Origin of the sequence: Marinobacter sediminum, assembly GCF_023657445.1 — a bacterium.
GTDB lineage: Bacteria > Pseudomonadota > Gammaproteobacteria > Pseudomonadales > Oleiphilaceae > Marinobacter > Marinobacter sediminum_A.
The window spans coordinates 3,543,137-3,558,589 of the sequence record NZ_JAGTWY010000001.1 but is presented as its reverse complement, the minus strand read 5'-3'; the positions used below and the strand labels follow the sequence as shown (position 1 = coordinate 3,558,589).

At 58.7% G+C, this 15,453-nt stretch carries 14 protein-coding genes and 1 riboswitch; of the genes, 3 read left to right on the top strand and 11 right to left on the bottom strand.

What is annotated here, in order from left to right:
* Nucleotides 1–52: 52 nt before the first annotated feature.
* From KFJ24_RS16630 to KFJ24_RS16610, 5 genes are read right to left on the bottom strand one after another with little or no spacing between them, the layout of a single operon-like run.
* Nucleotides 53–721, bottom strand: a complete 669-nt coding sequence (locus tag KFJ24_RS16630; RefSeq protein ID WP_250832234.1) for a DNA-3-methyladenine glycosylase I — start codon at nt 719–721, stop codon at nt 53–55.
* Nucleotides 722–757: 36 nt separating this feature from the next.
* Nucleotides 758–1,525, bottom strand: coding sequence for an ABC transporter ATP-binding protein (locus KFJ24_RS16625; RefSeq protein WP_250832232.1), 768 nt, complete (start codon nt 1,523–1,525; stop codon nt 758–760).
* The gene (locus KFJ24_RS16620; RefSeq protein ID WP_350455594.1) at nt 1,525–2,484 is read right to left on the bottom strand and encodes a FecCD family ABC transporter permease; all 960 of its coding nucleotides are present in this window, start codon (nt 2,482–2,484) and stop codon (nt 1,525–1,527) included. Before KFJ24_RS16620 ends, KFJ24_RS16625 begins: the two co-directional genes overlap by 1 nt.
* A gap of 1 nt (nt 2,485) precedes the next feature.
* Complete coding sequence (locus KFJ24_RS16615) at nt 2,486–3,376, bottom strand: cobalamin-binding protein (protein ID WP_250832230.1); 891 nt, start codon at nt 3,374–3,376, stop codon at nt 2,486–2,488.
* A gap of 30 nt (nt 3,377–3,406) precedes the next feature.
* A complete protein-coding gene (locus KFJ24_RS16610; protein ID WP_250832229.1) occupies nt 3,407–5,248 on the bottom strand; it encodes a TonB-dependent receptor plug domain-containing protein in 1,842 nt (613 codons plus the stop codon).
* Between the two features lie 135 nt (nt 5,249–5,383).
* A riboswitch (cobalamin riboswitch) is annotated at nt 5,384–5,606 on the bottom strand.
* 123 nt (nt 5,607–5,729) lie between these two features.
* Here KFJ24_RS16610 and KFJ24_RS16605 point away from each other — a divergent pair.
* Together KFJ24_RS16605 and KFJ24_RS16600 are read left to right on the top strand one after the other, a co-directional pair.
* Nucleotides 5,730–7,607 (top strand): DUF294 nucleotidyltransferase-like domain-containing protein, encoded by a 1,878-nt coding sequence (locus KFJ24_RS16605; RefSeq protein ID WP_250832228.1) that lies wholly within the window; start codon nt 5,730–5,732, stop codon nt 7,605–7,607.
* Complete coding sequence (locus tag KFJ24_RS16600; RefSeq protein WP_250832227.1) at nt 7,597–8,322, top strand: 3'-5' exonuclease; 726 nt, start codon at nt 7,597–7,599, stop codon at nt 8,320–8,322. Before KFJ24_RS16605 ends, KFJ24_RS16600 begins: the two co-directional genes overlap by 11 nt.
* Here KFJ24_RS16600 and msrA read toward each other — a convergent pair.
* The 5 genes from msrA to KFJ24_RS16575 form a co-directional block, all read right to left on the bottom strand.
* Nucleotides 8,319–9,503, bottom strand: a complete 1,185-nt coding sequence (gene msrA, locus KFJ24_RS16595; protein ID WP_250832226.1) for a peptide-methionine (S)-S-oxide reductase MsrA — start codon at nt 9,501–9,503, stop codon at nt 8,319–8,321. The two genes, KFJ24_RS16600 and msrA, sit on opposite strands and share 4 nt — an antisense overlap.
* 95 nt (nt 9,504–9,598) lie before the next feature.
* Complete coding sequence (locus KFJ24_RS16590; protein WP_250832224.1) at nt 9,599–11,074, bottom strand: sensor histidine kinase; 1,476 nt, start codon at nt 11,072–11,074, stop codon at nt 9,599–9,601.
* 3 nt (nt 11,075–11,077) lie between these two features.
* On the bottom strand, nt 11,078–11,779 hold the full coding sequence (locus KFJ24_RS16585; protein WP_250832222.1) for a response regulator transcription factor: 702 nt from the start codon (nt 11,777–11,779) through the stop codon (nt 11,078–11,080).
* A 38-nt stretch (nt 11,780–11,817) separates the two neighbouring features.
* A complete protein-coding gene (locus tag KFJ24_RS16580; protein WP_250832220.1) occupies nt 11,818–12,099 on the bottom strand; it encodes a hypothetical protein in 282 nt (93 codons plus the stop codon).
* A 184-nt stretch (nt 12,100–12,283) separates the two neighbouring features.
* Nucleotides 12,284–13,270 (bottom strand): NAD(P)H-dependent flavin oxidoreductase, encoded by a 987-nt coding sequence (locus KFJ24_RS16575; RefSeq protein ID WP_250832218.1) that lies wholly within the window; start codon nt 13,268–13,270, stop codon nt 12,284–12,286.
* A 55-nt stretch (nt 13,271–13,325) separates the two neighbouring features.
* Here KFJ24_RS16575 and KFJ24_RS16570 point away from each other — a divergent pair, with 55 nt between their 5' ends.
* Nucleotides 13,326–13,907: a QsdR family transcriptional regulator gene (locus KFJ24_RS16570; protein WP_250832217.1), complete on the top strand. Its 582-nt coding sequence runs from the start codon at nt 13,326–13,328 to the stop codon at nt 13,905–13,907.
* 123 nt (nt 13,908–14,030) lie between these two features.
* Here KFJ24_RS16570 and KFJ24_RS16565 read toward each other — a convergent pair whose 3' ends face one another.
* Complete coding sequence (locus KFJ24_RS16565; protein WP_250832216.1) at nt 14,031–15,446, bottom strand: aldehyde dehydrogenase family protein; 1,416 nt, start codon at nt 15,444–15,446, stop codon at nt 14,031–14,033.
* Nucleotides 15,447–15,453: the final 7 nt, after the last annotated feature.

Here is a 15,453-nt window from a genome sequence, read left to right as displayed (position 1 = left end):
TATAGACCACACGGACAGAAACACAACGGGGCGCGGCGTCTGATGAACGGCTTCAGCTTTCAATCGTAAAAGACAAAATGCGCGAAAGATGGCTGTACGGCATACCGGTCTCCTGATGCCAGCTGTTAAATGCCTCCTGCGCCTGAACCAGTGCTTTTTTACTGCCCGGCGATGCATCAAGCAGCTCTTCCCGGCGCAGGGCGGTGATCACATCCTGGGACAGGATAAAACCGTCCCAGCCCACCCGGCGCAGGAAATACTGGGCCGAAGCTCCCCCCAGTCGCACCCCATGACGCTTGAGCCACAGCAGCAGGCCCACTTCATCTTCCGACGGCCATTGGGCCAGGAAGGCACCAAAGCTGCCATGTTCCCGGGCAACATCCACGATCATGCGGGCGTTTTCGGGCACAGTACGGATTTTCTGCATGTTGCGCACGATGCGCTCGTCCCGGGCCAGGTCCTCAAGCACCTCCGGTGGCACTTGCTGCCAATACAGCGGGACAAAGCCTTCGAAAGCCGCCTCGAAACCCGGCCATTTGCGTTCGATGATGCGCCAGACAAAACCGGCCTTGAAGATACATCGGGTGATTTCCGAGAGGTAACGGTCATCACCCAGCGCTTCCAGGTCTCCGGCTTCGGCAACCCGGGGTAACAAAGCCTGCAGGGCCTTTTCCCCACCCTTACGGGCCAAAGCGCGCTCATAAATTGTGGTAAATGCCATAACCCCTCCCTGACTATTGAAACGGTGCGGCCCGAACTACCTCGCCGGCACAAAAACCGGCGCACCATCAGCCTCAACCGTCACAAGCTTCTGACCATATAGCTGTTCCAGTGCAGAAGGAACCAGCATGGTCTCTGCCTCACCCCAACATGCTTCGCCGCCCGGGTACATCAGCAGCAAATGGTCACACCAGCGGGCCGCCAGGTTGAGGTCATGCAGGCACATGAAGACGGCCCGACCCGCTTTCGCCTGACCGGTGAGCAGCTGCATCATCGCAACCTGATGGTGCAGATCGAGATGGTTGCTGGGTTCGTCCAGCAACCAGATATCCGGGGACTGGGTCATCAGGGTCGCAATTGCGACACGCTGGCGCTCGCCTCCGGACAGGGTGTTTACCAGCCGGTCACGCAGATGGATCACATCCAGAGCTTCCAGTGCCGCTTCGGCAATGACGAGATCTTCACTGCTTTCCATCTGCCATGACGATAACCACGGATGACGACCGATCAGGGCCGTTTCAAGCACCGTCGCAGGAAAACCATCCTGCCGGTCCTGGAATACCAGCCCCAGCCGTCGGGACACCACTTTGCGCCTCATCCCGGCCACCGGCTGACCATCCAGCAACAGTCTGCCACCGCGGGGCTCCCGGAGACCGGCCAGGGTATGGGCCAGGGTGGTTTTGCCAACACCGTTCGGTCCCAGGACCCCCCATATCTGGCCAGGCTGGACGTTCAGATTCAGTGGCACTCCGGATTCCCGGCCAGGAATATCGATAATGAGATTGTCCGTTGCCAGCACTGTCATCATCGGCTCCGGTACAACAGATAAAGAAATGTGGGTACGCCGATCAGGGCCGTTATGACACCGACCGGCAACTGTTCCGGCGCAATCACCACCCGCGCCAGGGCGTCCGCCAGCACCAGCAATGCGCCGCCGGCCAAGGCACAGGCCGGCAGGATCACGCGCTGATCGTTACCCAGCACCAGCCGCAGCATGTGGGGCACCACCAGCCCGACAAATCCGACACTTCCGGCCATGGTCACGGCCGTTGCTGTCAGCACACTGGCCAGCAGATAGATCAACCATTCCACTGGCCGCACAGATACCCCCAGCGCGGCCGCCTGCATGGGTCCACGAGCCAGCACATTCAGTGTCCGGCCCAAAGGAAAGACCAGGACACAGGACACAGCGAGTATCACCAGCGCCGGCCAGGGCGAACCGGCGTGAGACAGATCCCCCATCAGCCAGTACAGCATGCCGGGCAGGCGACTGGCCGGGGTCATGGCCAGAATAAGGGTGATCAGTGCACCCCAACCGGAAGCAACCACCACCCCCGTCAGTAACAGGCGGGACGGGGTCCAGCTGCCACTGCCATGGGCCAGGCCGAACACCAGCATGGTCGCCAGCATGGCACCGGCGAAGGCGGAACCCGACACCAGGAAACCCGCGACGCCTGCGAGCATGGCCAGCAAAGCCCCGACTGCTGCACCACCGGATAGCCCAAGGATGTATGGATCCGCCAGCGGATTTCTCAGAAGCACCTGCATCAGGGCACCGGCTACAGCCAGCAAGCCGCCCGTCGCGAAGGCACTGAGGGTCCGAGGCAATCGCAAGTCCAGAATCAGCGTCTGCTGCAACTCGCTGCCGCCACCCACCAGAACCGCCAGGGTTTCTCTCAGGGCAATGGGGCTGCTGCCGATACTCACGGAAACCACCATCGCCACCAGCCCTGCCAGGGCCAGCAGAAAAAGCGGACGGAGCATGTTAAAGACGGGCACGGGCCCGCTCCAGGGTGTGGCAGAGATGACGGGCGCCGTCCAGCATACGGAAGGTCGGTCGCTGCAACAGCGAAGGAGGCTCCAGGAACAGGTTATCCCGGGCGACAGCCGTCATCTCCGGAAACTGCTGCCAGTGCTCCAGCCATTGCGGGTCACTGTCGCCACGGCCAGCAGTGACAATCACGTCAGGGTTCGCGGCGACTACCGCCTCGGTGCTGATTCTCGGCACCAGCCGGGGCAGATCACCAAACACGTTGATACCACCACACAGTGCAATGGCCTTGCTGATCAGTTCCTCCCGGTTGACGGTCATCAACGGTTGACTCCATACCTGATAGAACACCTTTACCGGGCGGGCAGTGGCAAACCGTTTTTCCAGCGTCAACATGCCCTGCAGAAAGGCATCCGCACGCTCTGCGCCCAGGGCCGGCTGCCCCGTCAGTAAGCCAAGGCTTTCAACCGCGTGGGCAATATCCTCAAAACTCCGGGGAGCAAGCCAGAATACATTGATGCCAAGGGCGGATAACCTGTCGAGCTGAGACCGGGAATTGCCATCCACCCAGGCCACCACCAGATCCGGTGCCAATGCCACTATTGCTTCCAGATCCAGGCGATTGCTGTCACCCACCTCGGGCAGCTCCGCCGCTTCTTTCGGATAGTCACTCCAGGCACTGACGGCCAACAGCCTGTCCCCGGCACCGGCCGAGAACAACAGTTCAGTGGCTCCCGGGGAGAGCGAAATAATACGCCGTGCCGGTTCTGCCAGACAAACGTCGCGGGCCAACCCGTCCTCTGCACACTGCTGGCCCGCCAGAGCCAGGCCCGGCAGCATCAGGCAAAGAACAATCAGGTAGTTGGCTGGCCCGCACACATTCATAAGGTTATCGAACCTGTCCCCAAGGTGGCATTACTGGGCGAAATCATAGCGTACCGAGGCCATAAACGTGCGACCCGCAGCCAGATAGTCGAACGGCTCGAACGTAGTACTGTCATAACCGCGGCTGGTGGAATAGCGGCGATCCAGCACGTTATCCACTTTGAAGCCGGCAGACCATCCCGGGTAGAAACGCCACATCGCCCGTACATCCAGAGTGCCGTAACCCGCCAGCAGGCTGGTATTTTCGGCATCGTTGTAACGGTCGCTTTCAGCGATCAGGCTCGCGCCGACAGACCACTGGTCAAATAATCGATCGATATCCAGTCGAACATTCTTCTCCGCCCGGCGAGGCAGGCGCGCGCCGGTATCACGATTCTCGGTATCCGCGTAGGTCACGGCCGCGCTCACATTCCAGTTAACCGTCTCGAAACCGGAGGAAAGCTCGACACCGCGAATACGGGCCGTCTCCACATTCTCCATGGTGCCATTGAACGTTACCGGATCGGAGACGTAAGTAATCAGATCCTTGATGTCATTCTGGTAAATAGCGACGTCCCAGAACCAGGTGTCATACCGACCGGAAAAACCGGCTTCCACCATCTGACCCTCTTCCGGATCCAGGTCCGGATTACCCGAATAGAAAGGCACGGTCAGATACAGATCATTGAAGGTGGGTGCCCGGAAGGAGGTTGCATAACTCAGGCGCATACGGTGGGCACGATCAAACTGATGACCGACGGCAATGCCCCCGGTTTCTTCCTTGCCATAGGCCTCGTTGTCATCCAGGCGCAGGCTCAGCATCAGATCCGTGGCGTCAAGGTTGAAACGGGCCTGGCCAAAAACAGCACTGTTGGTTCGGCTATCCTCTGCAAACTGGTCACTGCCGTCAACCTCGTCCACCATCAGTTCCGAGCCAATCACAAACTCGTGAACACCCGCCGTCAGGGTATTCTCCCAGCGTGCAGACCGGGACAGCGTATCGTAGACACTCGGGTAGGAGCCAAACGTATCCTGTTCGTCCCGGGACTCGGAGAACTGGATGCGGGTGCGCCAGTAGTCGCTGGCTACGGCTTCCAGATGCAGCCCCGCAGCGCGGATCAGGAAATCGGTATCCCCACCCTCAAATTCGGTGTTGCCCTGGGACTGAAACACAGTCAGCCCGACACCGCCGCCCTGGTCAAAGCGATGATTGACCTTGGCGAGACCGCCCGCATTTCGGAATCCCTTATCTTCACCACCTTCACGGAGGCTGGTACCGTCGGAATCAGAATAGATACCGCCTGCCAACAGCGCGGTGCGACCCTCCCGTCCAGCAATACCTGCCGATGTCTTTGCCGTGCTGTGGGAACCACCGGACAACCCGGCCCACCCCTGGCGACCGGCTTCGGGGTCGAGTGTAAAGGCCTGAATAACGCCACCAACGGCATCGGCTCCATACAGGGAGCTTTTGGCACCTCGCACCAGCTCAACCTTACCCATCAATGCCGGCGGCAAGAATTGCCAGGGAGGGATGCCGGCAGTGGCCGAACGCAGGCGGATACCATCCAGCAACAGGACCGTGCCGGAACTGCCCGCACCCCGGAGGAAGACACTGGTGGTTTTGCCATAGCTGCCATCCGAGACAACATTGATGCCTGGCTGGGCCTGCAGGAGGTCCCGGAACTCAGCGGGTTGCTGGCGCTGTATGTCATCCCGGTCGATCACAGTCACCGAGGAAAGACTCTCGCCCACTGTTTCCGGGCCAAGCGTGGCGGTAACCACGATCGGATCAAGCCCATCGGTCCTGGCCAGAGATTGGGCCGCTACCGTCAAAGGCAGGGTTGCCATGGCCGCGCCAGCCAATACTGCAGGAAAAGGTAATCTGGATATCATGTTTTTTGCTCCGCACACCGCGCGCACCCGCACGGGTATTATGGTTTTGGCTGCGGAACAGAGAGGAAGGGCGGGCGATAAACTGGCATCGGCAAAGCGGACCGGAATGTCGCCCACCCAAGCAGCCCACCGCAACTCCGGGTATTTTTCCAGGCCGGTCTCCGGGCTTGCAGGCGGAACCTATGGTTCCCGGACAATCACCTTCCCATGCCATAAGCACAGTGGCGCACAGATTGTCGTTATCCTGCTTACCGTTGCGGGGGCAGCATCGGATTCGCTCTGGCTGACAGCCAGACTCACCGATTTCCCGTTTCACCCGTCGCGCTATACGACGGACACCTGGAAAAAGTGGGCCAAGGCTAGCAACAGGGCACAAAGTGGTCAATTAAATCTATCAAATCCACGACGTGGTACCTGCGAACCAGCACTGCTATATTCCCTCATCAACAATCACTTTCAGTCACGCCGAACAGGGAGTTTTATGCAGGCCGAGCTCATCGATATTCGCAACCATATGGCCCACTACCCGCCATTTGACGAGATGCCGGAGGACCTGCTCGACCAGGTGGTCGGTAACATTGAAGTGGAGTACTTCCGCGCGGGCAGTACGATCCTGGAGTTCGGCACTGCCAACCATTGGCTTTACTACATTCGTAGTGGCGCGGTGGAACTTTTCCGGCGCTCCGGCGAACTCTACAGCCGCATCAGCGAAGGTGAAATCTTTGGTCAGTTCGGCCTGCTAATGAAACAGAATGTCCGATTTCCGGCCACCGCTCTGGAAGACACGCTCGTCTATCGGATCCCGGAGGAAACTTTCCAGTACCTGTTCAAAAGCGATGACAGTTTCGCCGATTATGTCGAGGTCGAGGACAAATCACGTCTGCGCTCGGCACTCTCCCGTCGGGAAAAGTCCAACGAACTGATGACCTCCCGGGTTACCCGGCTGATTTCCCGGGAGCCGGTGTGTGCCCCGTGCACGGTTCGACTGCAGGAGGCAGCCCGAATCATGACCGACAACGGAGTGTCTGCCCTGCTGTTGATGGATAGCGACAGCGACCATCCTCGACTCAAGGGCATCATTACCGATCGCGATCTGCGTACCCGGGCGGTGACCGAAGCCCTGCCCTCGGAAACTCCCATCAGTGAGATCATGACCGAAGACCTGATCACGATCCGCACCAGTGCCTTCATTTTCGAGGCCATGTTGACGATGCTGCACAACAACGTGCACCACTTGCCGTTGATGGACAAAGACGAGGTCCGCGGAGTGATTGCGCTGGCGGACATCGTCAAGTACGAAAGCCAGAGCAGCCTGTACCTGGTCAGCAACATTCATCGTCAGAAGGACAGCTCCGGCCTGAAGAAAATCAGTCGGGATGTCCGTGACAGTTTCGTGCGCATGGTCAACGAGGATGCCAACTCACACATGATTGGCAGTGCCATGGCCGGCATCGGGCGCAGTTTTACCCAGCGCTTGCTGGAACTGGGCGAGGAAAAACTCGGGCCACCCCCCATCCCATACTGCTTCATGGCCCTGGGTTCCATGGCCCGGGACGAACAACTGGTCGTCACCGACCAGGACAACGCGATGATCCTGGACGACAGCTTTGTGCCGGAAGAGCACGATTCCTACTTTCTCGCTCTGGCCAAATTTGTCAGCGATGGCCTTGCAGAATGCGGCTACACCTACTGCACGGGCGAGATCATGGCCACCAACCAGAAGTGGCGACAGCCCCTGAAAGTCTGGAAAGACTATTTCACTGACTGGATTGAAAACCCCAAGGCCGAGGCCCTGCTGAACAGCAACATTTTCTTTGACCTTGACGGCATCCACGGCAAGACGGACTTTGCCGAGGATCTGAAATCCCTCGTGGCCGAAAAGGCCAGCAACAGTCAGCGCTTCCTGACCCTGCTGGCCCGCAACGCGCTGAACCGGACGCCGCCGATCGGTTTCTTCCGCAACTTTGTACTGGAAGAAGATGGCCAGCACCGCAAAAGCTTCAACCTGAAACGCCGGGGAACTGCGCCGCTGTCCGACCTCATTCGTGTTCATGCCCTGGCCTGTGGCTCCCGGGCCCAGAATTCCTTCGAACGCCTGAAGGTAATTGGCAAGACCAAGCTCATTCTGGATGACGATCTGGGCAACCTTCGCGATGCCCTGGAGTTCATTGCCATTGTCCGGATTCGTCACCAGGCCCTGGCCATTGAGAGTGGCCACGAGCCGGACAACAACGTGCACCCGGAGGACCTGTCACCATTTGAGCGCAGCCACCTGAAAGACGCCTTCCAGGTGGTGAGCAACGCCCAGAAGTTCCTGAGATTCCGCTACAACGCCGGGGTGGGTCGGAATGTCCAGTAATTCCGCCAACGATCCGACAACAGCTCCCAGCTGGCCAGAACGCTTCCAGATACTGGCACAGGAGGCCAGAAGCCCTCTGCTCAAAGACTTCTACGAGGCTGGCTGTGTTGCGCCGGACACACCGATATCCGAGGTTCCGATGGTCGCCCTGGACCTCGAAACCACGGGTCTGGATTCAAATCAGCATTCTATTGTCAGCATGGGCCTGGTTCCGTTTTCCCTGACCGGCATACAACTGGGGGCGGCACGGCACTGGGTGGTTCGTCCGAAGCTGCCACTGCACCAGACCTCTATCGAGATCCATGGCATTACCCACGCAGATATTGAAAAGGCTCCGGACCTCGAGGAAATTCTTGATCAGGTTTTTGGCTTGCTGAAGGGTCGCGTCGCTGTGGTTCATTACCGAAGCATTGAACGCGGGTTTATGGACGTGGCCCTGAAATGGCGACTGGGCGAAGGCATCCAGTTTCCGGTTCTGGATACCATGGCCATTGAAGCCCACCTCCATCCCGATCGCCAGCCGTCCCAATGGCAGCGGTTACTGGGCAAGCAACCGGTGTCTATCCGCCTGGGTGACAGCCGAACCCGGTACGGTCTTCCCCACTACGCAGGCCACAATGCCCTGATCGACGCCATCGCGACGGCGGAACTGCTGCAGGCCCAGATTCATCATCATTTCAGCCCGCAGACGCCCATCAGGGATCTCTGGCTTTAACTGCCCTGGCCACCGGTTACGTCGTCCAGGTATTCACCGTAGCCACGGGCTTCCATGTCCTCCAGCGGAATGAATTCCATCGCAGCAGAATTCATGCAGTAACGCAGGCCTGCGGGGGCCGGACCATCATCAAACACATGGCCAATATGTGAGTCGGCATAGTGGCTACGAATCTCGGTGCGGCTGATGAAAAACGAACGATCTTTCCGTTCTACAACGGCATCCTCGGTAATGGGCCTGGTAAAGCTGGGCCAGCCGGTGCCGGACTTGTATTTGTCCCGGGAAGAAAACAGGGGTTCGCCGGACACGATATCCACATACAGTCCGGCTTTAGTGTTGTCCCAGTATCGGTTGTTGAACGCAGGCTCGGTTCCGTCTTCCTGGCTTACCTCATATTGCAGGTCGGTCAGGCGCTGTTTCAGGGTCTTTTGATCCGGCTTTACGAAACTCTCGGGATCAAAGCCCTTGCCCATGTTATCCATGGTGCCGTTTTTCATCGCCGCCGGCTGAAACTGGGAAAAGTCCAGCTCATAGTCTTCGCCATAAACCTTCTCAATGAACTGATAGCGCCCCGAATTGAAGGTGTAGAATTTGTAGCGAAGCGGATTCTTCTTGTAATAATCCTGATGGTACTCCTCCGCCGGGTAAAATTTCTTCAGCGGCACTATCTCGATCACCACCGGCTTCTCGTAAACGCCTGAAGCCTGCAATTCAGCCTTGGCTGCTTCCGCCAGACGCTTCTGCTCAGCATTTTGATAGAAGATCGCCGGACGGTACTGTTGGCCCCGGTCCACAAACTGACCGTTGGCGTCGGTCGGGTCCATGATTCGCCACAGGCCCTGTAGCAACCCCTCATAGGTCATCTGGTCCGGATCATAGTAAACCTGCACCGCCTCGGTATGGCCCGTCCTGCCGGACGAGACTTGCTTGTAGCTGGGATTCGGCTCGTCTCCTCCGGCATAGCCGGACACGGCCTCGACCACACCCGGAATCTTTTCGTAACCGGACTCCACGCACCAGAAGCAGCCACCGGCAAAAGTGGCGACCGCCAGGTCGGGATTATCGGGAGCGAATTCGGTGTCCTGTGCACCGTGCTTGTCTGCTCCGGCATAAGCCGCATAAAAGGCACCAGCGGATCCCAGCACCAGCGCAGTAATCATACCCATCATTTTGCGTTTCATGAGACATCTCCTGTGAATGATTTCATGCTTCCAGCGTAACGCCGCGGTTTCACGAAAACGTTCACGGATTATTACGAATCTATAACGGAGAAGATTTATTTCCCAGGCAGCCAGACCTGGAATTCGGCACCCACCGATATTCGATTCAGGACGGAAATGTGTCCCCTTTGCAGTTCCGCCATTCGCTGGGCGATGGCCAGCCCCAGGCCAGCATGGCCTGTGCGGGCAGAATCGGAGGCCTGATAAAAGGGTTCAAACAAATGCTCAATGTCATCCGTATCGATACCTGAACCCGAATCGGCCACGACAATCCGGGCGCCACCCTCACTGCGCTGCACCGCCAGGGTCACCTTGCTGTCCGCCGGTGAGTGGCCAATGGCATTGCTGATCAGGTTATCGAGAATCCTTTCAGTCATGGCGATATCGGCCTTCACCATAACCGCGTCGGCACTGAGGATGTCCAGATTAACGGCTGCCCGTTCCGCCTCGGGCTGATGCTTCTGCACCACGTCGTGGACCAGTTCGGCAATCAGGAACGGCTCCAGGTCCGGCTGCTTCTCCCGCGCTTCCAGCGCCGCCAGCTCAAACAGCTCATCTAACAGCTGTCCCAGGCGATGAGTCTCCGCCAACGCAACCTCCAGGAATCGGGCGCGCTCAGCCGGGTTCAGTTCAGCCTGCTTCAGCTGCAGCGCTTCCAGATAGCCCTGAATCGAAGCCAGGGGCGTTCTTAAATCATGGGAGACCTGCGCCACCAACTGGCGACGCTGATGGTCCTTGTCCTTCAGCAGGTCTAGCTGGGCGGCAATGCGTCGGGCCATCTGGTCAAAGCGCGCAGTCAGGTAATCGATATCGTCGCCCTGGGCCGGAACCCGCTCATTTTCCTCAGAGGCAACCGGGCCGGCATCGCCCGCCTCGAAGCTTTCAACCCGCTCGGTCAGCCGTGAGAGCCGCCGGGTCAGCAACCGGAAGAACACCAGCCCCGCCAGCAGGCCGACAAAGAGACTCACCGCCAGGGCGCCGGCACCCATTTGCAGCAGCCGGTTGCTGTGTACCATGCTCTCCGCCATATCGTATTCCTCCCCGCGCAGTACCACGTAGAGGTAACCGGTAGGGTTCTTTTCGGACGGCACCGGCGTCACCGAGAAGACCTTGCGCCGGTCATGGCTGCGTGGATCATCTCCCGGCAGCGGGTAGGTTTCAGGGTTGGAAAGCAGGGTCTGGATTGGCGCCAGAGAGACACGATTGCGTTTGATCTTGTCCGGATCGGCGGAATAGGAAAGGATGCGCCCCTCCCGGTCGAGCAGGTAAATCTCGATACTGGGATTGATGGCCATATAGAGCTCGAACAGCTCCTTGAGCGCATTACTGTTGAGCCGTCCATCGGTCACCAGGTTGCGGTCAGATACCAGGTGGCTGGCCAGATCCCGGTTGAGTTCCTGGTTGACCGCGGCGGTGTATTCCCGCACCGAATACAGACTGAGCACGGTAAACAGCCCGCCCACGATCACCAGCAGCAGGAACAGGCCCAGCGCCAGCCGGGCATAGAGGGTTCGGAACAGCGACAGTGCCATGGCTCAGTCCATAAACCGGTAGCCCACGCCCCAGACAGTCTGGACATAGCGAGGGTTGGCCGGATCCACCTCGATCTTGTTACGGAGCCGGTTGATGTGGGTGTTGACGGTATGTTCGTAGCCTTCATGATTGTAGCCCCAGACCGAATCCAGTAGCTGGGCCCGGCTAAAGACACGGCCGCGGTGACAGGCAAAGTGCCAGAGCAGGTCGAACTCCCGGGCAGTCAGTTCCACTTCGCGGTCATCCACAAAAACCCGGCGACGAACCGGATCAATCCGCAAACCGTCCACTTCCACCTCGTCGGCCTCGGGCCCCTCTGCCTGACGGGCAGAGAGGGCATCCACCCGGCGAAACAGAGCCTTGATGCGCGCAGCCAGTTCGGCCACGCTGAAGGGTTTGGTCAGGTAATCGTCGGCGCCCATCTCCAGGCCCAGGACCCGGTCCAGCTCGCTACTCTTGGCGGTAAGCATGAGCACGGGGACGTAGCCAGGAACCGACCGGATTTCACGACAAACCGCCAGACCGTCCATACCCGGCAGCATAAGATCCAGGATCACCAGATCAACGCCGCCCTGGCGAAAACGCTCCAGGCCGTCGTCTCCGCGATCAACCAGAACCGCCTGCATACCCAGATCAGCTACCTGCATGCGCACCAGTTCGCCGATGCCGGGGTTGTCTTCAATGATCAGTATGGTTCGCGTCATGAGTTCCTGGCTCTGATCCCCTCTGCGGGCACCATCGACTACATGGTGTCCTTGTCATCCATGGTCTTATCGTCCATCGGCTGGCCTTTCATGTCATCATCTTTCATGTGGTCCATGTCGTCGGACTGCATGGTCTGGTCTTTCATACCGTGCCCCATGTCATCGGCCATGTCATCCTTTTCCATGCCATCATTTGCCATGCTCTGCGCCATGGGCTCATCATCCATCATGCCAGCGTCGTTCTTCATTTCTTCAGCCACCGCCAACGGCGCCATCAGCGCCAGGCCGGCTATTACAAGCATTCGGGTCATGTGTCGCATTGTGATTTCTCCGTCTGATTTTTGGTCTGAGCCGACAGCATGCCGGCCACACCAACAGTCTTGCAGCGGCCACTCACGGTGGAATCACAACACGATAAAGAGTGTATAGCGGAAATATCACAAAACCATCACGCCCAGCCAGGTAATGGCGGGCGTGACTTGAACAGGCGGGGCTGCCGGAGGTTTAACGGTTCTGCGTCAGGAAGCCTGTGAGGCGCTCCCGAACGATGGCTTCAGCATCGGCCATGATGCGGCTGACCAGCTCATCACAGGTCGGGATGTCGTGAATTAATCCGGCGACCATGCCGCAGCTCCAGGCAGCTTCATCCATCTTGCCTTCCTGAAGAACCAGCCGACCCTTCGCACCGGTTACCAGATGCCGGATATCGTCGATGGTTTCCGCCTCGCCCTTTTCTGCTTCAATCCGGATGATTTCCTCCACCGCGGCGTTCTTCATGACCCGCTCAGTATTCCGCAGGTTACGCATGATGAGCCGGGTCTGAAGTTCATCGGCTTCGAGGATTGCCTGTTTCACATTGTCATGAATGGGCGCGTCTTTCGTAGCCAGGAAGCGCGTACCCATGTTCATGCCCTCGGCACCGAGGGCCATGGCAGCTACCAGACTCCGGCCATCGGCCATGCCACCGGAGGCAACAAACGGAATAGTGAGCTCCTCCGCCGCCCGGGGCAGCAGGATGAAATTGGGGATGTCATCTTCACCCGGATGACCACCGCACTCGAAACCGTCCACACTGGCGGCATCGCAGCCAATCTTTTCAGCTTTCAGGGCATGACGAACCGAGGTGCATTTGTGAATCACCTTGATCCCCGCCGCCTTGAGCTGGGGCATATACTGCTCCGGGCTCCGACCTGCGGTTTCCACGGCTTTCACCCCGCCCTCTATAATGGCGTCGATATACTCCGGATAAGGCGGCGTCTGGAACGAGGGCAGGAAGGTGAGATTGACGCCGAAAGGCTGATCAGTCATCTCATGACAGCGGGCAATTTCCCGCGCCAAATCTTCCGGTGTAGGCTGGGTCAGACCGGTAATAATCCCAAGCCCCCCTGCATTGGAAACAGCAGAAGCCAGCTCGGCAAAGCCCACATGGTGCATGCCGCCCTGAATGATCGGGTACCGGATGCCAAATAATTCAGTAATTCTGGTCTTCATAGCGGCTTTCCTTTTTTGTCGTTAGAATGAAATCAAACTCCGGGATGAGGTTTCAGTGACAGCGAAAGCAACAACCAGAGCGACGCCGGCCGATGCGTTCAGACGGGCCAGGCGTATGTGGCTCAAGGGCGAACGCATTCACCTGGCGTCCCTTTCTGATGAACTCAATATCGGTCGTGCAACGCTGTTCCGCTGGGTAGGCAACAAAGACCTCCTGTTGGGCGAGGTGCTCTGGTCACTTTACGAGCCAGTGCGGCTGGAAGCTCTGTCGACCGTGCCGGGGCACGGAGTGGACTTCATTGTTGGCGTCTACCGTCAGATCAACTCCAACATCCTGCACTTTGCCCCCCTGCGCAGGTTCATTCATGAGGATCCCGAATACGCCCTGAAAATCCTGACGTCGTCCCAGTCCACCCTGCACAGTCGCACCGTGGAAGCCAACACCCGCACCCTCCGGGATCAGGCGGCCTCCGGCTACATCAACCCGCCCATGAACATTGATAGCCTGTCCTACTTCATGGTCCGGCTGGCAGAATCCTGTCTGTACAGTGACATTATCGGTGGTCGCGAACCTCGTGAAGAGGAGCTGGAAGATGCCTGCACCGCCGTGCGGATTCTGCTCGGCGGCAAGGCCTGAGTCCGGAGTCTGGCCCCTGCGGCGCGGCACCTTTTCTTCTGGGAAAAATAACTCGCTGCGCTCAGACATCTTTTCCCCGGCAGAAAAGGCACCCCACCCCAGTGGCCGGTCCAACCTGGTTCATCAGAGCTGCAGCGAGCGGACCTCCAGAAACTCTTCCAGACCCCACTTGCCGAATTCCCGTCCGATGCCCGAATAACCGAATCCTCCAAACGGCGCCAGCGGGTTAAACGCCCCGCCATTGACGAATACCTGACCGGTACGCAGTTTACCGGCGACCTTCTTCGCCCTGTCCTGGTCGGCAGACCACACAGCCCCTGAAAGGCCATACGGGGTGCCATTGGCGATCCGGATGGCTTCTTTCTCGTCACTGTAGGGAATGACACTCAGCACCGGCCCGAAGATTTCTTCCTGGGCAATACGGCTGTCCGGCTTGACGTTGCCAAACACGGTCGCTTTGACGAAATAGCCTTTTTCGCAACCCTCGGGTGCGTCCGGACCACCCGCAACCAGGGTGGCGCCCTCTTCGATACCCAGCTTGATGTAATCGACCACCCGGTCACGCTGTTGGGCCGAAGCCAGCGGTCCCAGACGGGTGGTTTCTTCCAGCGGATTGCCCGGTGTCATTTTCGCGACCGCAGCCGCGGCCAGCTCACAGGCTTCATCGTGCTTGTCGGCCGGCACCAGCATGCGGGTCAGTGCGGTACAGGTCTGCCCGGAGTTCAACAGGCAGTTGTTAATCGTGCCCTTTACCGCCGCACCCAGGTCGGCGTCCGGCAGAATAACCGAGGCAGACTTGCCGCCCATTTCCAGGGCAATACGTTTGAAATCATCCGCCGCCGAGTGAGCGATGAGATGGCCGGTACGGGTGGAACCGGTGAAGGACACCATCCGCACATCCGGATGCTTGATCAGCGAATCACCAGCAGTATGGCCGGGGCCACAGACGAGGTTGAAAACGCCCTTGGGCAGATCGGTACCATCGAGTATTTCAGCCAGTATGTAGGCACTCTGGGGCGCAATCTCCGAAGGTTTGAGAACCACGGTGCATCCGGCCGCAATGGCTGGAACAATTTTCAGGATGACCTGATGCAAAGGGTAGTTCCAGGGGGTCACACAGCCGACCACACCCACCGGCGCATACTGCACCTCCGAATTCCCGGACTGCTCGGTAAACGGGAAGTCCGGCAGCATTTTCAGGTAGGTCTTGGTGATCGTTGCCGGCAGCCCTGCCTGAATGCCGGTGGCAAGCTTGATGGGCATGCCCACTTCCCGACAGATGGTCTCGGCAATTTCCCCACCACGCTCTTTCAGCCCGGCATGAAGCTGCTCAAGCACCTTGATGCGTTGCTCCAGTGAACTCTCGGACCAGCTTTCAAAGGCGTCGTCGGCTGCAGCGATGGCCTGTTCCATTTCCTCCCGACCGGAAGCAGGAACCTTTGCAATCACCTCGCCGGTGCCAGCTTCGTGCACATCAATGGTGTCGCCATTCCAGTCGATCCACTGGCCGTTGATGTAGTTCTTGCTAAGAATGTTCATGCTATTG